29 protein-coding genes are annotated in these 19,939 nt (G+C 36.3%); 27 read left to right on the top strand and 2 right to left on the bottom strand.

What is annotated here, in order from left to right:
* The first annotated feature begins 177 nt into the window (after positions 1-177).
* From O3611_RS09555 to O3611_RS09440, 24 genes are all read left to right on the top strand, one after another.
* Positions 178-885: a hypothetical protein gene (locus O3611_RS09555; RefSeq protein WP_371608502.1), complete on the top strand. Its 708-nt coding sequence runs from the start codon at positions 178-180 to the stop codon at positions 883-885.
* 151 nt (positions 886-1,036) lie between these two features.
* Positions 1,037-1,510, top strand: coding sequence for a hypothetical protein (locus O3611_RS09550; RefSeq protein WP_371608501.1), 474 nt, complete (start codon positions 1,037-1,039; stop codon positions 1,508-1,510).
* A gap of 304 nt (positions 1,511-1,814) precedes the next feature.
* Positions 1,815-1,955, top strand: a complete 141-nt coding sequence (locus tag O3611_RS09545; RefSeq protein ID WP_083301277.1) for an Imm70 family immunity protein — start codon at positions 1,815-1,817, stop codon at positions 1,953-1,955.
* 419 nt (positions 1,956-2,374) lie between these two features.
* The gene (locus O3611_RS09540) at positions 2,375-2,791 is read left to right on the top strand and encodes a hypothetical protein (RefSeq protein WP_371608500.1); all 417 of its coding nucleotides are present in this window, start codon (positions 2,375-2,377) and stop codon (positions 2,789-2,791) included.
* A gap of 107 nt (positions 2,792-2,898) precedes the next feature.
* Positions 2,899-3,144 carry a hypothetical protein gene (locus O3611_RS09535; RefSeq protein ID WP_371608499.1) on the top strand — a complete coding sequence of 82 codons (246 nt, stop codon included), beginning with the start codon at positions 2,899-2,901 and terminating at the stop codon, positions 3,142-3,144.
* 61 nt (positions 3,145-3,205) lie between these two features.
* Positions 3,206-3,622 (top strand): hypothetical protein, encoded by a 417-nt coding sequence (locus O3611_RS09530; RefSeq protein WP_371608498.1) that lies wholly within the window; start codon positions 3,206-3,208, stop codon positions 3,620-3,622.
* A 115-nt stretch (positions 3,623-3,737) separates the two neighbouring features.
* Positions 3,738-4,100, top strand: coding sequence for a hypothetical protein (locus tag O3611_RS09525; protein ID WP_371608497.1), 363 nt, complete (start codon positions 3,738-3,740; stop codon positions 4,098-4,100).
* Positions 4,101-4,276: 176 nt separating this feature from the next.
* Positions 4,277-4,597, top strand: a complete 321-nt coding sequence (locus tag O3611_RS09520) for a hypothetical protein (protein WP_371608496.1) — start codon at positions 4,277-4,279, stop codon at positions 4,595-4,597.
* Between the two features lie 41 nt (positions 4,598-4,638).
* Positions 4,639-4,983 (top strand): hypothetical protein, encoded by a 345-nt coding sequence (locus O3611_RS09515; RefSeq protein ID WP_371608495.1) that lies wholly within the window; start codon positions 4,639-4,641, stop codon positions 4,981-4,983.
* A gap of 109 nt (positions 4,984-5,092) precedes the next feature.
* The gene (locus O3611_RS09510; protein ID WP_371608494.1) at positions 5,093-5,521 is read left to right on the top strand and encodes a hypothetical protein; all 429 of its coding nucleotides are present in this window, start codon (positions 5,093-5,095) and stop codon (positions 5,519-5,521) included.
* Between the two features lie 91 nt (positions 5,522-5,612).
* Positions 5,613-5,999, top strand: coding sequence for a hypothetical protein (locus O3611_RS09505; protein WP_371608493.1), 387 nt, complete (start codon positions 5,613-5,615; stop codon positions 5,997-5,999).
* 3 nt (positions 6,000-6,002) lie between these two features.
* Positions 6,003-6,230 (top strand): hypothetical protein, encoded by a 228-nt coding sequence (locus O3611_RS09500; protein WP_371608492.1) that lies wholly within the window; start codon positions 6,003-6,005, stop codon positions 6,228-6,230.
* A gap of 187 nt (positions 6,231-6,417) precedes the next feature.
* The gene (locus O3611_RS09495; protein ID WP_371608491.1) at positions 6,418-6,951 is read left to right on the top strand and encodes a T6SS immunity protein Tdi1 domain-containing protein; all 534 of its coding nucleotides are present in this window, start codon (positions 6,418-6,420) and stop codon (positions 6,949-6,951) included.
* Positions 6,952-7,098: 147 nt separating this feature from the next.
* The gene (locus O3611_RS09490; RefSeq protein WP_371608490.1) at positions 7,099-7,638 is read left to right on the top strand and encodes a T6SS immunity protein Tdi1 domain-containing protein; all 540 of its coding nucleotides are present in this window, start codon (positions 7,099-7,101) and stop codon (positions 7,636-7,638) included.
* Between the two features lie 198 nt (positions 7,639-7,836).
* Positions 7,837-8,304, top strand: coding sequence for a hypothetical protein (locus tag O3611_RS09485; protein WP_371608489.1), 468 nt, complete (start codon positions 7,837-7,839; stop codon positions 8,302-8,304).
* 250 nt (positions 8,305-8,554) lie between these two features.
* On the top strand, positions 8,555-8,872 hold the full coding sequence (locus O3611_RS09480; protein WP_371608488.1) for a hypothetical protein: 318 nt from the start codon (positions 8,555-8,557) through the stop codon (positions 8,870-8,872).
* Positions 8,873-8,982: 110 nt separating this feature from the next.
* The gene (locus O3611_RS09475) at positions 8,983-9,243 is read left to right on the top strand and encodes a hypothetical protein (RefSeq protein ID WP_371608487.1); all 261 of its coding nucleotides are present in this window, start codon (positions 8,983-8,985) and stop codon (positions 9,241-9,243) included.
* Between the two features lie 64 nt (positions 9,244-9,307).
* A complete protein-coding gene (locus O3611_RS09470; protein ID WP_371608486.1) occupies positions 9,308-9,871 on the top strand; it encodes a hypothetical protein in 564 nt (187 codons plus the stop codon).
* 398 nt (positions 9,872-10,269) lie between these two features.
* Positions 10,270-10,782 carry a GNAT family N-acetyltransferase gene (locus O3611_RS09465; RefSeq protein ID WP_371608485.1) on the top strand — a complete coding sequence of 171 codons (513 nt, stop codon included), beginning with the start codon at positions 10,270-10,272 and terminating at the stop codon, positions 10,780-10,782.
* A 660-nt stretch (positions 10,783-11,442) separates the two neighbouring features.
* The gene (locus tag O3611_RS09460; RefSeq protein WP_371608483.1) at positions 11,443-11,892 is read left to right on the top strand and encodes a MarR family winged helix-turn-helix transcriptional regulator; all 450 of its coding nucleotides are present in this window, start codon (positions 11,443-11,445) and stop codon (positions 11,890-11,892) included.
* Between the two features lie 18 nt (positions 11,893-11,910).
* Positions 11,911-12,765, top strand: coding sequence for an SDR family oxidoreductase (locus O3611_RS09455; protein WP_371608482.1), 855 nt, complete (start codon positions 11,911-11,913; stop codon positions 12,763-12,765).
* The gene (locus tag O3611_RS09450) at positions 12,758-13,486 is read left to right on the top strand and encodes an ATP-binding cassette domain-containing protein (protein WP_371608481.1); all 729 of its coding nucleotides are present in this window, start codon (positions 12,758-12,760) and stop codon (positions 13,484-13,486) included. Before O3611_RS09455 ends, O3611_RS09450 begins: the two co-directional genes overlap by 8 nt.
* The gene (locus O3611_RS09445; protein WP_371608480.1) at positions 13,479-14,999 is read left to right on the top strand and encodes an ABC transporter permease/substrate-binding protein; all 1,521 of its coding nucleotides are present in this window, start codon (positions 13,479-13,481) and stop codon (positions 14,997-14,999) included. Before O3611_RS09450 ends, O3611_RS09445 begins: the two co-directional genes overlap by 8 nt.
* Positions 14,996-15,619, top strand: coding sequence for an endonuclease III domain-containing protein (locus tag O3611_RS09440; RefSeq protein WP_371608479.1), 624 nt, complete (start codon positions 14,996-14,998; stop codon positions 15,617-15,619). Before O3611_RS09445 ends, O3611_RS09440 begins: the two co-directional genes overlap by 4 nt.
* 185 nt (positions 15,620-15,804) lie before the next feature.
* On the opposite strand, the gene O3611_RS09435 is transcribed toward O3611_RS09440, so the two are convergent.
* Positions 15,805-16,338 (bottom strand): TetR/AcrR family transcriptional regulator, encoded by a 534-nt coding sequence (locus O3611_RS09435; RefSeq protein ID WP_371608478.1) that lies wholly within the window; start codon positions 16,336-16,338, stop codon positions 15,805-15,807.
* 132 nt (positions 16,339-16,470) lie between these two features.
* On the opposite strand from O3611_RS09435, the gene O3611_RS09430 reads away from it, so the two are divergent.
* The 3 genes from O3611_RS09430 to O3611_RS09420 all read left to right on the top strand — a co-directional run bounded on the left by O3611_RS09430 (position 16,471) and on the right by O3611_RS09420 (position 18,997).
* Positions 16,471-17,361 carry a cation diffusion facilitator family transporter gene (locus O3611_RS09430; protein WP_371608477.1) on the top strand — a complete coding sequence of 297 codons (891 nt, stop codon included), beginning with the start codon at positions 16,471-16,473 and terminating at the stop codon, positions 17,359-17,361.
* A gap of 244 nt (positions 17,362-17,605) precedes the next feature.
* Entirely contained in the window at positions 17,606-17,959 is a 354-nt protein-coding gene (nmlR, locus tag O3611_RS09425) for a stress response transcriptional regulator NmlR (RefSeq protein ID WP_371608476.1), read from the top strand.
* Positions 17,960-18,997, top strand: a complete 1,038-nt coding sequence (locus O3611_RS09420; RefSeq protein ID WP_371608475.1) for a zinc-binding dehydrogenase — start codon at positions 17,960-17,962, stop codon at positions 18,995-18,997.
* Between the two features lie 213 nt (positions 18,998-19,210).
* Here the strand turns inward: O3611_RS09420 and O3611_RS09415 are convergent.
* On the bottom strand, positions 19,211-19,939 hold a 729-nt coding region (locus tag O3611_RS09415; RefSeq protein WP_371608474.1), incomplete at its 5' end, for an IS3 family transposase.

The raw sequence follows: 19,939 nt of genomic DNA, 5'->3' as shown, positions 1-19,939 counted from the left end.
TTTATATCAGGCTCTGTGACAGGCCTGACCAAGTATGGACAAGTCATCATATCCAGTTGCGATAGCCTCTAAAGTGCAAGAAAGACAAGTACAGACACAATAGGTCAGCCACAATGGATATTGGGTTAAAAGACGGACGATATATAGGTACTAAAATTAGATATGGAGAGTAAATCTATGGAAGTTAAAACTTTATTTTCTTTTTCTAAAGGAGCGGAAATAATGCTTGAATCTGGTATTATTTCAGATGCGGAAATAATGCTTGAATCTGGTATTATTTCAGATAATGAGGATACTATAGTTCTTATAAAATCTAAAAATAATCATACTTTCATTAATTTTGGATATGTAGATTATTGTTATGTATATAATAAACATCACTTCTTCGGTCACAATTTAGAAAATCTTGAAGCAGGGCTTTATGAATTAGAAAGTAATCATCAAGTACAAGAAATACAACGTTACCTATTGATTAGTGATTGCTTTATAATAGATATTGTAACTGATTTTTCCCCGCAAATTGATACATCACCTACTGCTTATGATATTGAACATACAAAATATTTATCGTCAGATAAGATCGTTTCTGATAATTGGGAGAAATTATCTATTCCGAAAGATAATTATTTTTCAGGCTTAAGGATGAACAATAAAGGAGAATTATTAATTTTATTAATTGGGGATAACTACTCACTTGGAATTGAAATACGGGATTTTGTAAGAATCCAATTTTGTGAGGAAGGGAGAGATATATATGACGCTTTCGTTGATATGGATCAATTGATGAAATCTAATGAGAATCTGTATGTTTATAGAACTGCTGATAAAAAAATCTATACTATAGAATGGATGTTGAACTATAATTTTAGAGTTGAATATTTATAGTATGTCTGCTATATGATAAAGAAAACCACTCCAAATTATAGTTATAATGACTGTGTGACTGTTCCATTAATTGGAAACATAGGAAAAGATATCGGTAGTCATCAATACAATGCCCATTCTATTATCGAAAAAGAAATGAGGTTTTTTCTAAATGAAAGAAAAATATATGGATATGAAGTATATTATTGAATGTTTTAGTGAAAGAAATATTGAATTCCCATTTGAGATAGAAATATTAGATAGCACTGAAGGATTGCAACATATAGAGTCTAGTGAATGGGAAGAACTTGTTTGGGAATTTCGTAGTGAATTCTTACTTAAGAATAAGGGTGAAGTTAGAGCTGGAATAGGAAAAATCTGGAATGAAAATGCAGCCTACTTTCGTAAATCTATTGAACCTACATTAAAAGAATACCTACAGAGAAATTTTTTGCCACAGACATGCATAGATTCGATTTTATTTGATGTAAGCACTCTTAGAAACTATAAATTACTGCAAGATGATTTTGGGATAGAGTCTGCCTTTCATGATGATTTGCTTTTGATTTATGAGGGAGGCTACATTCCAGTTGGCTATCAAGGCAATTATCCAGAGGGGCACTTTAAGGTGATGAAAATTGTTTAGCTTAACATGAATAGCTTCCATTGAACTTATAAAGTATCTTACACTTAATACAGAGGAGCACTCAGATCTTGTTTCTATACGAAATTGTTCTGCAACCTGACAAAGTCAGTTGCCTCAAAAGGTTAACCAATACGACTGCACCAACCTTTCGAAACGCTTCATGGTTCACACCACGAGGTGTTTTTTGATGAATTTTAGAAAAGCCCATACAACTTTACTTGAAAGAATGCTATAATAGCTTAGAATAAGAGATTTTCTGTTGAAATATATGTATGGGAGATTACGATGTCACTTGTCTTAAAGGTTGGCTTGTTCTATTAGACAATTGGATTTTGAATTCCTTTTTTCAACTGTCTTTGTCCGTCTTGAACATTCAAATTGGGGTAGTCCTTATCCAATCCTTATGAACGAGTTGTATCAAGTGAGATTTTCAGTATATTATTGAAAGAATTGTCTACTCGAACTACAGAGTATTCGTATAGAGTTTAGCAAATTATCGTCTTATGATAATGTTTGTGGCTTTGAACCTGTAAGTTCTATGGAAAAAGTGTTGAGATTTCTACTTGGTAGGTTTCCTTGTTTGCTTCATTATGCGAGAAAGATTGATTTTAAGTGACTATTGAAGTTTGAGAATTCGGATACTTTGGCAATTAAGAATATCTATGGTGCTTTTAAAGTGAAAAAAATTTTAAGACTTATAAGTATTTTTGACGATAGGATTCAGATCAAACTGAAATCAATCAGAACACCAAAGGTCAAAGACTAGAGTATAGCTTTGATAGGGCAAAAAACTGCTGCATATCCATGGTAGCGATGGTATAATCGGCATGATAGTTGTTACTGTAATAAGCGAAGGAAATAGATATGAGAGAATTTGAAATAAGGGAAAAACAAGATAAGATAAATCAGACGGAATATTGGGATGGTCGGATTCTAGATTTACAAATATTATATTTTGGTGATGAAGTTCATCTATATATAGAAAGTTATCATGAGAATAAAGTAGATTTAGAGGAATGTTGGAAAGTCAGTTTCCTTGCTTGTGCAGCACTGAATTATGAGACGGATGCACAAAATCGCAAAAAATTTAAAGTAAAAGATTTTACACAAAATCACTTGTATACCTGTCAAGAGATATCTCTTGAATATTACGATGACAGTTTTTTTCAAACCAGGATAGTTTTAGAAGGATTAGTCAAGTTCAATATCATTTCTAGGGATGTTACTGTTGAAAGAATCAAACGATCAGAACATGATTTTTTCTGGAGGAATAAGTCATAAATGTATTCAATTAATAGTGAGGTTGAAAGTAATACCAAAAAGATAAGGAACTCCTCCAGCTGGCACTTGTGGTGAATGAATACAATGGAGAGGTCAATTTAGTAATAATGGAACGAGATGAAGATATGTCATATGAGTTTTTTAAAAAATTATTATCCTATGGGGAAGAGTTTGTTCTATATTATCAAGATAGAAAGTTTTATATCAGTCAAAGGAAAGACTTAGGGGAGTTATATTTTACGGTTTCTGAGGAAGACTATCACATTTTTTATAGCCCAAAGGAACTTTTATCAGCACCATTAATCGATGGTGAGACCTTATTAGAAAGATGGAATGATCTTGCAGTTTATTAAGTCTATCCCAAAAGTTGATCATCTTATTCAAGTTATTACATAAAATCAGCAGAGGTGGGAAATGAGAGTAGTTTTATTGCCAATTTATTATAAAAATGATAATAGAATAGAAACGTGTCAAATTTTTATTAGAGATAGCGAAGAATTATGTATTCTTGATGTTGATAGAGATTCGGGTTTTAAACGCTATGAAGCTGACTCTTTCTTTGAGGCGCTTACGAACTATCGTCTGGATTTGGAAAAGCAAGGCGGGATTCTCCAATGCAATGGAGCTGACAAGTGTGTATTTCCTTCTCCGATGCAGCTGAATTTTGGAGGAGAAAAAGCCTATTTCTTGGAAATGGGAAAACAAGCCAGTTTAAACAATGTTTATGAGATTTTTGACCAAGATAAACCAAACTTAAACTGTGTCAGTGTCGCAGAACAGAAACAATTTTATGATGATTGGTTTACTAGCTTAGTAGGTGGGACCAATTAACCCCTCAGCTTTAAAGGAACGATTAGAAAAAATCTTAGTAACCTATGTCTTAGTCCTTGTGACAGATGAAAGAATTGTAGATAGACATTATCACAGAAAATTAGGAGAATACGAGTTGAAAATAAGTGGACAATTGTCAAAGGATAATCAAAAGCTGACTTTTTTTGAGATTCTTTCCCAAATATCATCTAATCATGAAGATTGGTATATCTTTGAATGTGATGCTGTAGGAAAAGCTCCCAATAATCTGCCTATGCCAGAATTTGAAGATTTAGTCTTAAATTCAAAATATGGCTATCAGATGAGTTGGGCTGGACTTTTAAAATTTTCAAAGGGAATAGAGGATGTAAATAATTTAATAGTTGTTTCCTCTACAACTCCTGTTGAATTTGAAACTATAGAAAAAGGGACAGAAGCTTTGCAAGTAAGATTGGAAATATACGATAGTACTGCTTGGGAAATTGAATTTTATGGATGACCTTGTACAGTTTACTGTTACTAATGCCACATAGAAATGGGGGATTGCAGTTTTCTTAGTGGATAATGTCATCACTGAGTAGATTGAACGAAAGACTTGCCTAGCTTATGATATGGGCGGTATCTAAAGAAAGCTGATTTTGATTGGATAGATAGTAGGAGAATTAGGGGGATTGGATGTTGTATTATAAAACAATTTGGAATCATAGGAATGACTATGATCCGACCATAATGTACTCAGAAATAGACGCAGAAGGTTTCGAAACAAAACGATTAGATATCTACCATAATGGACACGTAGCTTATTTTGATAATCGGACACCTTTGGAGTTGGGAGAAGCTCCATATCCAAGTGATTTTGATGCAATAAATGCTACAGGTGAGTTTGATGTGTCTGAAATATCAGCAATCGATTTTGAAAACATTCTAAAAATGTATGACACAGAAGCTTTCATCGAAGATTATTGTATCAAATTAGCTAGATGGGCAGAAAGGTAACAAGTATTTGCCATTTTTCAATAGTTAGAGGGGGAACATTTATGCCAGATATTACATTTAATCATTCTTTTTTTTCCTATCCACAATCATTAAAGGATTTAGTTTCCGAAGGTAGGGTTGATTTTGGTGTATGGTACTTGATGAATGACGATGAAACAGTGAAAAGATTTCGAGGTCTTCAAACAAGATATCCTGAGCGAACATTATATCCATTTGCAAGGAGAGATGATAATGATGATATCGCCTGTTTTGAAGATGTTGATAGTACTCTAGTGCATATTATCCATGACTTTGCTGATTCAGGATGGGAACAAAGGGAAGTTTTCCCCACCATTGATGCCTGGTTAGAATACATTGAGAAGTGTAATCTTCAAGATAGACGGTGACTTGGTGTTAGGCTGAACCTTGGTAGAGCTTAGCGCCATTGATGAAAATAGTCATCTGTAAAAAATATCTGAGAGATTTATTTGGGAATAAATGTGAGGGAGAAAAATCTTGTTGCTATTTGATTTATCTAGCAAGGAAAAAGAGCTTGAAGGACTAGATTATTGGGAAATGGGGATACTAGATTTAAAGATATCCTATTTTGGCGATGAAGTTTCTGTAGGCATAGAGGATTATCATAACAAAGAAAAATATTGGGAAATTAAGTTTTTAGTATGCGCCAAAGTAGAGTATAGCAATGATGCTTTAGACATCCAGTGGAGAAAAGATCAACACGTTAAAGATATGACTAGAGGGGAATTGCATCATCATGGTCAAGAAATTTCTTTACAAATTTATGAGGAGAATCCTGATTTTGTGAAGTGTATGGTTGATATTGGTTTGTTGCAAATGACAATTATTTGTCGGGATATTCAGATAGAACATCTTGAGTTAAAGGATGCTCAGTTCTTTTGGCAGGATCGTGAAACTGTAGAATGAGTAAAGTGTAGCTAAACGGTTATAATAACCGATCGAAGCACGAGAAAAACGTGTAATTTATTACCGAGTCTTGATAAATAGGAATGAAATGATGTTAAGTGTTGAATTGAGAATAGCGGTAGCAGACGTAACCATGATAGATAGCTTATTGAACTTATTAGATGTTAGTCAGCAGATTATTACTTCTCACTTTTATTATAAGGACCAGGAACTAAGTTATTCAAGTGCTATAAAGTGGGAGCGGTATTTTTCGAGTCCAGCTACTGGATATTTGCATGTGAGGCAAATATTTGTAGGAAGAGTTGTTGAAGATGCGATGATTATTATTTCAGGAAATAGCGATATTGTCGATTTTATCATTGAATTTCGCGTGGAATATCTGACAGATGAGGATATAAATAGTATTAAAAAATTTATCCTAAAATCTAATCGAACTATTTCAGAAAAGGACATTGAAGTTATCTGTGAAGAGTATTGAGATTTGATAGGCTATTATAAGATTAGCGAACGTAATACTTTGCTAGGAATCAAGAGAGATGAGTTCGCTGGGGAGCTGACTGGAGGTGCTGGATTTGGTTTAACAATTTGGAATTTAAAGATGGCTAAACTGATGAACAAAGAGCACAAGCATTACACGAAAATCCAAGCTTTGACTGAAGCAGTTATAGTTAAAATACAGGTGAATCGTAAATCTATATTTGCTTTGTAACGAGATAAAAAGGTTGATGGTTCAGATTCTGTTTCAAACAATTGCTATATTGTTTGAACTAGTGATTTATGATATAGTTAAAATATCAATCCGTTGGATAGAAGTGTAAATAGGAATTTATGTTCCCAAAATATCCAGATGGAACGGTATTTGGGAAGTTTACAATTGAAGATTAGGAGAAAAAGACATGTTTAATTCATTTTTAGAATTTTTTGGTTCAGAGAATAAAGGCTACGTAAAGCGTTCAGAAGATATTTATCTTGATTTTATTATGAACTATTCTAAGGAAAGTTTTGGTAGTGGGTTATTTAGGGTTGTTGATTCTAATAATTTAGAATACTTTAAAGGACTAGTACAGTCATGCTTTTCTGAATTATCAGATGATATACGAGTTATAGGTTTTGATTGGTTAGGTAGGATATTTGTTAGTTCTGACACTAGTGATTCAAAAATATATATGTGTGACGCAGGAAGTCATGAGATTTTAGAGATTCCACTAGGTATTAAGGAGTTTTTGAATAATGAAATTCCAGAATATCCTGATGAGCTATTTGCTTTAGATTTTTACAAAGAGTATATTTCTCAAGGAGGAACCTCTCCTTCCTATGAACAATGTATTGGTTACAAAATACCTTTATTTTTAGGTGGTTTGGATGACCTTTCAAATATTGAACAAATCGATTTTGATGTGTTTTGGACTATCATGTCACAATTATGGTAATTTAGATTCAATCATACAGTACAATATCCTGAAGTATATCGACTTGAAGAAACCTTTCGTAAACTATAATAAAACTAGCTACTATAATCGCGAAAACCTTACTTATAGTGAGTTATATAAACTTTAAAAGGAACACGAGGAGAAAAAATGAACTTACAATTTACCAAATTTGCAGCTATGCCAGAAGAAGTTATTGAAAAGTATGCCTCAAAAGTTCCAGATGAATTAGTGGAATTGTGGAAACAATATGGATTGGGCTTTTTACTTGATGGTTATCTAAAAATTATCAATCCAGAAGAATATGTAGAATTTGTTCAAAAGACCTATTTTAGAGGTGATTTATCTATTCCTGTTTTTATAACTGCATTTGGGGATATTATCACTCTGGAGGAAGGAAACTATCTGAGAATTGTAGAATACAAGGAGGAAAATTTCACCACTATTTTAGAAGATATGTACTATTTTCTAGAAGATTTAGAGGATGAAGAGTTGTTAAAGGACTATTTTGATATTCCTCTCTATGAAGAAGCGGTTAAGGAGTATGGGAACTTGGATTACAATCAATGCTTTGGTTTTGTTCCTCTTCTTGTACTGGGAGGAAAAAGGGAACTAACCAATATTGACAAGGTTGGCATAAAAGAACATTTAGACCTCATTACCCAGATTACAGGTGGAGTGGGATTTTAGGATTTGGAATCAAGGATAGTAATCTAGGGGAACTAAACCTACGAGCGCTGGTGATGATTCAAAAGATAATACTTGGTCAAGGGATGATCGCTGGCTACTTCAGATGCTCATACTGGATGAAGTGCTAGAAATTTTAAGTTAGTGGTCGATATGGCTACAAAACCTATTGTCCATTTTAACTTTAGAAGGCGATTATATATGTTTAAAATTATAAAAGAATATGATATGGACTATAGACGATTAGTTTATAGACCAGAAGAATATAGTTTTGATTCCATACCTATAAAAAATTCTGATTACTACATATTATTCGACACACTCCAACTTGGCTTTGATTCAGAAAGCAATGCGTGCGTACAAATTTTTGGATTTTTTCCTCAGGTATTAAAAGCAGAAGAAAGAGATGTTCTTATTCCTAACTCGAATAAAGGGAGTATTATTCTATTATTGGATGAATGCCAGTTAGATTTAGGGGATAGTATTCGATTTGTGCAATCAGATAGTTGGGTAAGTTATTATTCACCAAGAAAAGGATATACTTATTTTGGTAAGGAAAAATTATCAGATTCAGTAGAGTATGTTGAGTTTTATCCAGATTGTATTGCAGCGTTAAATGAGAAGGGCGATATAGAAGCTTTTTGGCTAAAGGTGAATTTTGAAGAGTAGTATAATGACTATTTTAGAATAGCTAATGATAAACGATAGCAATTCGTACCTCATTTCATTTATCCAGTAAGTATATCTGATTAGATAGGGACTCAGTTTTGAAATCAATACCTTGTTTGAATCCTCAAAGGAGATTGTTAGTAGTTGAGCGATAGTGACTTGGTGCTAGGATGAACCTTGTAGTTGAGTTTATTTAAAACAAGATTATCTGCAAGTGAAGGCAGAATTCCTTCGACTGGAGGTAAATAAAATGACTTTTGAAGATTTAAGAGAATTCTTACTCTCGATAGCTGAAGAAGATGCTATTATTTCGACTTTATTTTCGTTTTTTATTAAAAATAAAGGATATTCAACTCAGATATTGGAAGAGATTATTTTTTATGGAGTGACAATAGGTTGGTTTGAAATAGTTAGTGTCGAAAATAATGATATTCTCTATACAGATATCGAGTGGAGAATGGATAATGTCTTTCAAGAAGTCGTTTTTTGCGATAATAATTTTGCTGTAAAGACTCTATTTACACAAGTAAGTGGAATTCCAGAATTATTCAGGAAATTTATCTTATAAAGAAACAATCTTCATTTGTCAAAGAGAAAAATTTGATAACTTGAATCTCCAGCTTATGCGATAAGGAAGTTCAATATACCCCTAATAAAAATAGAAAGACTAGATGAAGTATGACAGATCAGCAAGCAATATTTTTACAAGAACTAAAAATCATCCAGGAACAAGCTGTACATATGAATCTCCATCAAAGTGATTTAACTAAAGAAGAACTGCTCTTTAATGTCAGTTATGATACTTTGGTTTTGACGATGGAATTGTTGGATGGCTATCGTAATATGAACTTGGAGCTATCTGATAAAGAGAGCAAGGAAGTTTTAAATGAGAATATACAATTACATGATGGGTTGGTTGATTTTTTGAAGTCATTTTAGTTTAGCTAAGAAGTGACATGTGCTCTAATCTCCATAAAATAGGGAGTGAATAGGAGGAGAGGAAATGGTTGGAGATCTTTTGAAAATCGATAGGATTAAGACGCTATTGCTCGAGAATGGCATTTCTTTGGAACCAGGTCTAAGTGATGAAGAAATACAAAAAGTCGAGACAATCTATGGAATTGAATTTCCTGAGCAGTGGCTGGCAGTTTATCAACAATTGTTGCCTATTTCAGAAGGTTTTTATAACTGGAGAAATTTCTCAGCTGAAAATATAGAACATATAAAACGGAGCCTAGTTGCTCCCTATGATGGAATTTTGGAAAGTTTGGATGAACTGGTGTGGGATGCCTCTTGGGGGAGCGAGCCAACTACACTCTTGGACAGAAATATTCAAATCAGGAAAATGTTAGAAGCAGCACCTCGACTAATCCCCTTATATGGGCATCGTTTTCTCCCTAGTTATGAGAATCAGGAGATGCCGATTTTATCAGTAGTGGATTTAGATATTATTTATTATGGCAAAGACTTATACGATTATTTTGAGATTGAATTTGGAAATAGGAAACTTTCTCTGGCTTTAGAAGAATATAAGCAAGTACCCTTCTGGACGAGTGACTTTTATTAAATGTTTTTACAAAGATAACTGGTCGCACCCTTGAAAACTTCATCTTACTTTGAAATATGCTAAACCCACGATTGGAATTTCTAGATGTCAAGTTAAAGTTTGAGCGGTGACTAAATGGCAGGATAAGCGATGCATTTGTTCTGCCAGGAGCATTGACATGAATTCGAGTTGTACTTGAATCGCTGCGTGTTAGTGCCTCCGAATAGCTTCCATAGGCGTTCCAGCCTGTTTAGTAAGATGTTGGAATTTATGAGGACCTTGATGGATATTATTTTTCTTCATAGTATGTTGTGTTATAATGTAGATACGATATGAAAAAATTAAGATATCTCTTTAAATGTCACTTTGTGTGAACATGAGTAAATTTGAATCTAGAGAACGATAGGAAATGGTTTAGAATGATAAGTCTAGAGATGATGTCTGAAGAAAATAGCATAGATGTTTATTCTTTTGAAAAAGAAAATCGGGAGTATTTTGAGCGGAATTTACCTCCTAGACCAGCTCACTATTTTGACTTAGAAGGTTTTAAAGAAATTACAAGGGAATTGTTAAGGGAACAAGAGAGCCATGATGTCTACATGCATCTTATTAGAGATGCACAAGGTACTATGGTCGGAAGAATCAATTTAAGTGTTTTAGGGAAGGATAAAAAAATAGCAGAACTTGGATATAGGATCGGAGAAAATGTTACCAATTTAGGTTATGCAAGTGAAGCGGTTAAACTCGTTTTAGAAGAGGCCTTTACTACTTATGGTTTACACAAGATTATCGCAGGGACGGCAAGGGACAATCTGGCTTCTCAGAGAGTGCTTTTAAAAAATGGTTTCACCTTTAGTAGAATCATAGAGAATGACTTTCAAATGAATAACGAGTGGATTCATACGGCAGTATTTGAGATAAGGAATCTATAGCATCATCATTCCCAGTCGTTTGCCAAAACTCAACATTCCTAGTAGACATTTGTCTACTTTTATACGGAAAATATAGTAGAATGAATCTAGAACAGTACACCAAGACTGCTAAAAATGTTTTAGAATCTATATTGTATTACTCTAAGTTCAATCCGCTATAGCATTCTTTGTTCTTGTTTTTAGTTCTCTATCGTCATGATTACAAGCCAATTTGTATCTATAATACTTCTTTATTAGCCTTGTTTCTTGTCAAACTTTTTAATCCTCAGATCAAGACGAATATCTTATCAGCTAGTTTTGCTAGGGGATTTAATATTCTATTAAATTCTTTAATTTTCTTTTATCTTTATTTTTTTGAATTAAGGAATCTTAGTTTTAGTTCTTTTTTACTTTTTTGCTTACTCTTCTTTATAAAAATTTTTATCATTCCTTTATGTTTGGTTTCTAGTCAAAATTCTAAGTATGGTCCTTATCTAGTCCATAGTAGTTTCTTTAGGAGGAATGCTTCAGATGTAATTCATGTTTAATTTTATAAAAATGATGACTTTCTACTTTTTGGTAGGAAGTTTTTTATTATTTCTATATCGAAATAGTTGACAGATGTAATTTAGGGTGTTACAATAATTAAAAAGTTCGATATAGAACAAAAAAGGAGACAAAATGGACAAGATGTTAGGAGGCTACCAAGCTCTACAGATTCGATTGTTAAACGGGCGTATCTTTCAAAAACTCTTGAGCAATGAACCAGATGCTCAATACAGAAGTGAACAGGGAAAAATTTTAACGATTTTGTGGAAGCAAGAGTTAGGGTGCGCTACAGCGACCGATATCGCTCTTGCGACGGGTCTAGCCAATAATACATTGACCAGTATGGTTAAGAAATTGGAAGAACAAGGCTTGATCACGATTCAACCTTGCACACAAGATAAAAGGAAAAAATATATCTCTTTGACAGACCTCGGTTGGGCGCAAAAAGAAATTGGAGACCGTGTTAGCAAAGAATTGGGTGAAATTTTCTACCAAGGCTTTTCGGATCAAGAAATCCAAGAATTTGAAGCTTATCAAGAGCGTATTATCTCAAATCTAAAAGCTAAAGAAAATGACATGTAGGGAAAGGAAGTAACAGTTATGATCGGAATTACAGGTGTAACAGGTAACTTAGGCTCCTATGTGGCTGATCTTGTTGATAAAAAAGGAATCGCTTCTGTCCATCTAGCAAGAAGCCCAGAGCGTGCAAAAGTTTATGCGTCTGCGGAAATCCGTAGATTGTCCTATACCAATACTCCAGAGGTGGTTGAAGCCTTGAAGGGGATCGATACTTTGTTGATGGTTTCTGCTAGGGAAAATCCAGAGCGTGTCAAGGAGCACAAGGACTTTTTAGATGCTGCAAAATTAGCAGGGGTGCAACATATCGTTTATACCTCCTTTTATGGGGCAGATGAGAAGGCAACTTTTACCTTGTCTCGAGATCATGCCCAGACGGAAGCCTATATCAAGGAGTTAGGGTTCACCTACACTTTTTTGAGAGATAATTTTTATTTGGATTTCTTGATTGATATTGCACTTGAAAATGGAGAAATTCGTGGTCCGGCTGGCAGTGGCCTGGTATCAGCTGTTGCCCGTAAGGACACATCTAGGGTTGCAGCAGAAATTCTTTTAAATCCTAAGGAGTGGAAAAATCAAATCTTGAATTTGACAGGGCCAGAGAATCTTTCCATGGAAGAAATCGTAGCACTTCTCTCAAATCAGACCGGTAAGGACATCACGTATATAGATGAATCAGTAGAAGAAGCCTATGAGTCACGAAAAAAATGGCCAGCACAAACTTGGGAGTACGATGCATGGGTCAGTACTTATACAGCGATTAAAGTTGAGGAACAGGCTGGGGTTTCAACAGATATCGAAAAAGTCCTAGGGCATCCAGCAAGCAACCTATTGGATATTCTTAGAGACAGAAAACTTATTGAGGAAAAAAATGATTGAATACAAACATGTAGCCTTGCGCTACACGGATAAAAATATTTTAAAAGATGTCAATCTCCGTATTGAAAATGGAGAATTCATGGTACTAGTGGGTCCTTCAGGATCTGGGAAGACCACTATGCTTAAATTGATTAATCGTCTTTTGGAGCCAACAGATGGTGATATCTACATGGATGGGAAGCGTATCAAGGACTATGAGGTGCGTGAGCTCCGTCTCAGTACCGGCTATGTCCTCCAAGCCATTGCCTTATTTCCTAACTTGACAGTTGCGGAAAATATTGCTCTCATTCCTGAGATGAAGGGTTGGAGCAAGGAGCAAATCGCTTCTAAAACAGAAGAACTCTTGGATAAGGTTGGTCTGCCTGCTGCAGAGTATGCTCATCGGTTACCAAACGAGTTATCTGGTGGGGAGCAACAGCGGATTGGCATTGTGCGCGCCATCATTGGGAAACCAAAAATTCTATTGATGGATGAGCCTTTTTCAGCCTTGGATGCCATCTCTCGCAAGCAGTTGCAGGCTCTCACCAAAGACTTGCACAAAGAGTTCGGCATGACTACCATCTTTGTAACACATGATACGGACGAGGCCTTAAAATTAGGGGATCGAATTGCAGTTTTGCAGGATGGAGAAATTCGCCAGGTGGCAGAACCTGAAACAATTTTACAAGCGCCTGCGACAGACTTTGTAGCAAACTTGTTTGGAGGTAGCCTTCATGTCTAATTTGATTTCAACATTTCAAGAGCGTTTTAGTGAATGGGTAACAGCTCTAGGACAACACTTACAATTGTCTCTTTTGACCTTATTGGTTGCGATTTTTCTGACGATTCCGCTGGCGGTTTATCTAAATAGCCACAAAAAAGCGGCGAACTGGGTGCTACAAGTTGCGGGTATCTTCCAGACCATTCCTTCAATGGCTTTGTTGGGTCTCTTTATTCCTTTAGTGGGAATTGGAACCTTACCGGCCCTTACAGCTCTAGTCATTTATGCTATTTTCCCGATTTTGGAAAATACGATTACAGCCTTGAACGGCATTGATCCTAGTCTTGAGGAGGCGGGGATTGCTTTTGGAATGACCAAGTGGGAGCGACTCAAGAAGTTTGAAATTCCACTGGCCATGCCTGTTATTGTATCGGGAGTTCGAACAGCAACCGTTATGATCATTGGGACAGCAACTTTAGCCGCTCTTGTTGGAGCTGGAGGATTGGGCTCCTTTATCCTTTTGGGAATTGATCGTCGGAATGCTAGTCTGATTTTAATCGGTGCAATCTCATCAGCCATTTTGGCCATTCTATTTAATGTTGTTCTCAAATGGTTGGAAAAGGCAAAGTTGCGTACAATTGTTGCAGCCTTTGCTGTTATGGTGCTTGGTTTGGGAGCAAGTTATGCTCCAAGCATGATTCCAAATAAAGAGAAAGAAAATCTGGTTATAGCTGGGAAGTTGGGACCTGAACCTGAGATTCTCATGAATATGTACAAGCTTCTCATCGAGGAAAATACGGATATGACGGTGACGGTTAAACCCAATTTTGGGAAGACAGATTTCCTTTACCAAGCACTGAAAAAAGGGGACATTGATATCTATCCAGAATTTTCTGGAACAGTGACAGAGAGTCTCCTCCAATCATCTCCACAAATTGGGCATGACCCAGAAAAGGTTTACGAGGTGGCTCGTGATGGTATTGCCAAACAGGATCAACTAGCCTTTCTTAAGCCCATGGCTTATCAAAATACTTATGCTATAGCAGTTCCTAAAAAAATTGCGCAAGAATATGGGCTTAAGACGATTTCAGACTTGAAAAAAGTAGAAGGACAGCTCAAGGCGGGATTCACTCTAGAGTTTAACGATCGTGAGGATGGAAACAAGGGCTTGCAGTCTGTTTATGGATTGAATCTCAATGTGGCAACCATGGAGCCAGCTCTTCGCTACCAAGCCATACAGTCAGGGGACATTCAAATTACAGATGCTTACTCAACAGATGCTGAAATTGCTCGCTATGATTTAGTGGTTTTGGAGGATGATAAACAACTCTTCCCTCCATACCAAGGCGCTCCACTGATGAAAGCTAAATTACTCGAAAAACATCCTGAGTTGGAAGCAGTCCTCAATAAACTAGCTGGTAAAATCACCGAGAGCCAGATGAGTCAGATGAACTATCAGGTTGGTATTGATGATAAGGATGCTTATACTGTTGCACATGATTTCTTGGTGGAACAGGGATTATTGAAGAAATGATCAAGAAAGATGAAATACAAGAAACTCTTTTGCGACTCTGCAAGCACTATGGAGAGCAAAATTGGTGGCAATCGGATAACAAGCTGGAAGATTTGGTATCGACTATTCTGATCCAGCGAACAACTGAGAAGAATGCTAAGTTAGCTTTATCAGGTCTTATGGATGTCATGACAGTAGAGGGGATTCTGGATTTATCGCTAGAAGAGTTACAGGAACGTATTCGACCTGCTGGATTTTTTAAGCAAAAGTCTCAAACGATTAGGGGACTTCTGATCTGGTTAAGAGAAGTTGGTGGTTTTGAGGTTCTTGCCAAGATTGGAACAGAAGATTTACGAAAGCAACTTTTGGAGTTAAAAGGGATTGGGCCAGAGACTGCAGATGCACTTTTACTTTATCTTTTTGATCATCCAGTTTTTATTTCGGATGAATATGCTAGAAGACTTTTTCGACGCTTAGGATTTGGAAACTTTAAAACCTATAGTGAAATGCATGCTGTTTATGGTAACGTCTTGGAAGGTCTAACTCTCAAACAATGCCAAGAGATTCATGCTGTTATTGATGAACATGGAAAAGCTTTTAGCAAGAGTAAAGGCCAGTTAGACGAAAGTTGGTTACGATAAAAAAATTCTAAGACTTCTTGTCTTAGAATTTTTTTAGTAAATTTATTGGCTCAAAAAATATAGTTTGATTAGATTAGTAAGTAGAAAGTAGAGGTAAAATACCCGTGATGAATTGGAATATTTGAATGATAGAATGTCGACTGGTATTTTTCTTTGAGTGGATATGAAATCTATAGTTGTGTTTGCTACTTCATCTCTAAAACATCTAAGTAAAAGCTCACTACTTGATCTTCCTTATAAGATTTTCCTTTTTTGAGCCACCAGGTTAGTGTTTCGATAAAGTTAGTTACAACAAAGTGCTTGAGGTAGGAAGTAGGAATATTAGGATAGGAAACTTGCAAGTCTTTGGCAACCATTGGATAGACATGGTGTTCCAATTCTTTCTGTAATTGACGGAGGAAGTAGTCATTTTTTGAGAAAAGGAGGCTGGTGACGTGGTCTTGATTTTTCTTAAAATGCGAAAAGATATGGGACAAATAAGCTTCTGTAGATATATTTTCCTCACGTTCAAAAAGATGATGGAAGAGATAACGGCAGAGCTCGTCTAGGAGTAATTCTTTACTTTCATAATGGCTATAAAAGGTGGAACGACCAACATCTGCTATGTCTATTATCTCCTGAACGGTAATCGTTTCAAAGCTTTTTTGATTTAGTAATTGTAAAAAAGCAGTATAGATAGCTTTTCGAGTCTTGGTAATGCGACGATCTTGAGCAGTCATATGGACACTTTGAACAAACTGTTCCGTATCTTACAAAGTAAACAGTTTGCTCCTATCCTTTCTGAAATGAATGTTAGATAATGATAATGAACAAGATGTTCATGAATCTATTATAACAAAGGAATGAGAAATATGAAGGCAAAATATGCTGTTTGGGTGGCTTTTTTCTTAAATTTGACTTATGCTATTGTCGAGTTTATTGCAGGTGGAGTATTTGGTTCGAGCGCTGTTCTTGCTGACTCTGTCCATGATTTGGGAGATGCCATCGCAATTGGTGTATCAGCCGTTCTTGAAACAATTTCCAATCGTGAAGAAGATAGTCACTACACCTTGGGTTACAAACGGTTTAGTCTCTTAGGAGCCTTGGTAACGGCTGTGATTCTCATGACAGGGTCCGTTTTGGTCATTTTAGAAAATATAACAAAACTCTTTCATCCACAAGCGGTCAATGATGAAGGAATCCTCTGGTTAGGAATCATTGCTGTCAGCGTTAATGTAATAGCAAGTCTAGTAGTTCGTAAGGGAAAAACCAAGAATGAGTCTATTTTGAGCCTTCATTTTCTAGAAGATACTCTGGGTTGGGTGGCTGTTATCCTAATGGCCATTGTTCTGCGATTTACCGACTGGTATATTCTGGATTCGCTCTTATCTCTGGTCATTTCTTTCTTTATTCTCTCAAAAGCTATTCCTCGTTTTTGGTCTACGCTCAAGATTTTCCTTGATGCTGTGCCAGAAGGTGTCGATATCAAGCAAGTCAAGAGTGACTTGGAGCAATTGGACCACGTTGCTAGTATTAATCAACTAAACCTCTGGACCATGGATGGTTTGGAAAAAAATGCCATTGTCCATGTTTGTCTAAAAGAAATTGAAAAGATGGAGCTTTGTAAAGAATCCATTCGAACCCTACTCAAAGATTGTGGTTTTCAAAATATCACCATTGAGGTTGATGCAGACCTAGCAACTCATCAAGCCCATAAGCGAAAGGTGTGTGAGTTGGAGAGAAGTTATGAGCATCATCATTAGAAAAAAGTGAAAAATGATTGGGTACTATCTTATTTGGAATAGAGAACTTTCTTTATTATTTAAGTACTTTAAAAGATTGGTAAGTTAAGAGCATTGTACAAACTCCATATACATGAATGCTAATTATAAAAATTTTTCGATTAGATGCCAAATGCTTGACTTAGAGTCAACTCAAAGTTATATAATAAGATAAGTGAGTTAGAATAGCTTAAACTCAGTGAATAAAATGAGAGGAGGATAGCATGTGAACATTAAATCAGCCAGTGATTTGTTGGGAATTTCAGCGGATACGATTCGGTATTATGAACGGGTTGGTCTTGTGCCACCAATTACTCGAACCGCGACAGGGATTCGTGATTTTAAAGAACATGACATAGAAGCTCTGGAATTTATTAAGTGTTTTCGTTCGGCAGGTGTCTCAGTAGACAGTTTAGTTGACTATATGTCGCTCTACCAAAAGGGGGATGAAACGAGAGAGGAAAGGCTTGGTCTCTTAGAAGAGGAAAAGAAAAAATTAGAGGCGCGCTTGTCTCAGTTACAGGTGGCTTTAAATCGCTTAAATCACAAAATTAAACTTTACAAGGAAGGAAAATTTTAAATGAAATCAGCAATTTATACCAAGGCAGGTCAGGTCGGTATTGAAGAAGTCAAGCGTCCAAGCATTCAAGAATCGGATGATGTCATTATTCGTGTGGTCCGTACCTGTGTTTGTGGATCAGACCTCTGGAGCTACCGTAATCCAGACATTGAAAAGGGGCATCAAAATAGCGGTCACGAGGCTATTGGAATCGTCGAAGAAATCGGAGATGCTATTACAACGGTCAAACCAGGAGATTTTGTCATTGCGCCTTTCACTCATGGTTGTGGAGAGTGTGATGCCTGTCGTGCCGGTTATGATGGGACTTGTGACCGCCATATTGGTACCAACTGGTCAGGTGGGGTCCAGGCTGAGTATATCCGTTTCCACTTTGCCAATTGGGCACTTGTGAAAATTCCAGGTCAACCTTCAGATTATAGCGAAGGTATGCTCAAGTCACTTTTGACACTTGCTGACGTCATGCCGACTGGTTACCACGCAGCGCGTGTTGCTAATGTGCAAAAAGGAGACAAGGTTGTCGTTATCGGGGATGGGGCTGTTGGCCAATGTGCTGTCATTGCAGCTAAGATGCGTGGAGCATCGCAAATCGTCCTCATGAGTCGCCACGAAGACCGTCAACAAATGGCCTTGGAGTCAGGCGCGACAGCAGTCGTAGCTGAACGTGGTGAAGAAGGCATTGCCAAGGTGCGAGAAATTCTTGGTGGAGGAGCAGATGCAGCTCTCGAATGTGTCGGTACAGAAGCAGCCGTCGACCAAGCTCTCGGTGTTCTCCATAATGGCGGGCGTTTAGGTTTTGTCGGCGTTCCTCATTACAATAACCGTGCTCTTGGTTCAACCTTTGCCCAAAATATTTCAGTGGCGGGTGGAGCAGCCTCAGTTACTACTTATGATAAACAAGTTTTGTTAAAAGCTGTTCTTGACGGTGATATTAATCCGGGTCGTGTCTTTACCTCAAGCTATAAACTGGAAGATATCGACCAAGCTTATAAAGACATGGATGAACGCAAGACTATCAAGTCTATGATTGTGATGGATTAATACTCTTCGAAAATCTCTTCAAACCACGTCAGCTTCACCTTGCCGTAGATATAGGTAACTGACATCGTCAGTCTTATCTACAACCTCAAAGCAGTGCTTTGAGCAACCTGCGGCTAGCTTCCTAGTTTGCTCTTTGATTTTCATTGAGTATAAAAAGAAAAACCTAATAGGATTTGAGAATCTGTACTGATCCCAAAAAGTTAGACAATTAATTTAAGCAAAGGATTTAGTTCTGTATTGTACAGGACTAAGTCCTTTTAGTTTTACCTTAATTCGTTTGTTGTTGTAATAATCAATATAGTTTACAATAGCTTGTTCCAATTGATTAAGTGATTTAAACGTCTTCTCGTAACCATAAAACATTTCCGCTTTCAAAATGCCAAAGAAAGATTCCATCATGCCGTTGTCTGGGCTGTTACCTTTACGTGACATAGATGGCTGAATTCCCTTACTCTCTAAAAATCTGTGATAAAAATCGTGTTGATATTGCCATCCTTGATCACTATGGAGAATAGTATTTGTGTAATATTCCTCACTGAAGGCCTGGTTTAACATAGCTTTCACTTGTTCTAAGTTTGGTGAAGTTGAAAGATTATAGGCGATAATTTCGCTATTAAAGCCATCTAAAACTGGTGATAAGTAAAGCTTTTGAGTACTTGCTGGAATGGCAAATTCTGTCACATCTGTGTAGCACTTTTCCATTGGTTTGGCTGCTTCAAATTGGCGTTGAATAAGGTTATCTGCTTTCTTGCCAACGTCTCCTTTATGAGAAGAATATTTCAGTTTACGACGAATTCGAGCACTTAAACCAAGGATTTTCATCAGACGTTGGACCTTCTTATGGTTTACTATATGACCACGATTCCTCAATTCAAGAGTTATTCGGCGATAGCCATAATTTCCTATGTGCTCAGTAAAAATAGCTTGAATTTCAGCTTTAAG

The organism is Streptococcus sp. 27098_8_91, assembly GCF_041432385.1.
Lineage (GTDB): Bacteria > Bacillota > Bacilli > Lactobacillales > Streptococcaceae > Streptococcus.
The sequence above is the reverse complement of the archived record's forward strand: the minus strand, read 5'-3'. Positions and strand labels throughout refer to the sequence as shown.

Coding starts and splice junctions, on each gene's coding strand:
- O3611_RS09555 (WP_371608502.1), top strand. CDS start 178: ATGGAAGTTAAAACTTTATTTTCTTTTTCTAAAGGAGCGGAAATAATG.
- O3611_RS09550 (WP_371608501.1), top strand. CDS start 1,037: ATGAAAGAAAAATATATGGATATGAAGTATATTATTGAATGTTTTAGT.
- O3611_RS09540 (WP_371608500.1), top strand. CDS start 2,375: ATGAGAGAATTTGAAATAAGGGAAAAACAAGATAAGATAAATCAGACG.
- O3611_RS09535 (WP_371608499.1), top strand. CDS start 2,899: ATGGAACGAGATGAAGATATGTCATATGAGTTTTTTAAAAAATTATTA.
- O3611_RS09530 (WP_371608498.1), top strand. CDS start 3,206: ATGAGAGTAGTTTTATTGCCAATTTATTATAAAAATGATAATAGAATA.
- O3611_RS09520 (WP_371608496.1), top strand. CDS start 4,277: ATGTTGTATTATAAAACAATTTGGAATCATAGGAATGACTATGATCCG.
- O3611_RS09515 (WP_371608495.1), top strand. CDS start 4,639: ATGCCAGATATTACATTTAATCATTCTTTTTTTTCCTATCCACAATCA.
- O3611_RS09505 (WP_371608493.1), top strand. CDS start 5,613: ATGTTAAGTGTTGAATTGAGAATAGCGGTAGCAGACGTAACCATGATA.
- O3611_RS09495 (WP_371608491.1), top strand. CDS start 6,418: ATGTTTAATTCATTTTTAGAATTTTTTGGTTCAGAGAATAAAGGCTAC.
- O3611_RS09490 (WP_371608490.1), top strand. CDS start 7,099: ATGAACTTACAATTTACCAAATTTGCAGCTATGCCAGAAGAAGTTATT.
- O3611_RS09485 (WP_371608489.1), top strand. CDS start 7,837: ATGTTTAAAATTATAAAAGAATATGATATGGACTATAGACGATTAGTT.
- O3611_RS09480 (WP_371608488.1), top strand. CDS start 8,555: ATGACTTTTGAAGATTTAAGAGAATTCTTACTCTCGATAGCTGAAGAA.
- O3611_RS09475 (WP_371608487.1), top strand. CDS start 8,983: ATGACAGATCAGCAAGCAATATTTTTACAAGAACTAAAAATCATCCAG.
- O3611_RS09470 (WP_371608486.1), top strand. CDS start 9,308: ATGGTTGGAGATCTTTTGAAAATCGATAGGATTAAGACGCTATTGCTC.
- O3611_RS09465 (WP_371608485.1), top strand. CDS start 10,270: ATGATAAGTCTAGAGATGATGTCTGAAGAAAATAGCATAGATGTTTAT.
- O3611_RS09460 (WP_371608483.1), top strand. CDS start 11,443: ATGGACAAGATGTTAGGAGGCTACCAAGCTCTACAGATTCGATTGTTA.
- O3611_RS09455 (WP_371608482.1), top strand. CDS start 11,911: ATGATCGGAATTACAGGTGTAACAGGTAACTTAGGCTCCTATGTGGCT.
- O3611_RS09450 (WP_371608481.1), top strand. CDS start 12,758: ATGATTGAATACAAACATGTAGCCTTGCGCTACACGGATAAAAATATT.
- O3611_RS09445 (WP_371608480.1), top strand. CDS start 13,479: ATGTCTAATTTGATTTCAACATTTCAAGAGCGTTTTAGTGAATGGGTA.
- O3611_RS09440 (WP_371608479.1), top strand. CDS start 14,996: ATGATCAAGAAAGATGAAATACAAGAAACTCTTTTGCGACTCTGCAAG.
- O3611_RS09435 (WP_371608478.1), bottom strand. CDS start 16,338: ATGACTGCTCAAGATCGTCGCATTACCAAGACTCGAAAAGCTATCTAT.
- O3611_RS09430 (WP_371608477.1), top strand. CDS start 16,471: ATGAAGGCAAAATATGCTGTTTGGGTGGCTTTTTTCTTAAATTTGACT.
- O3611_RS09420 (WP_371608475.1), top strand. CDS start 17,960: ATGAAATCAGCAATTTATACCAAGGCAGGTCAGGTCGGTATTGAAGAA.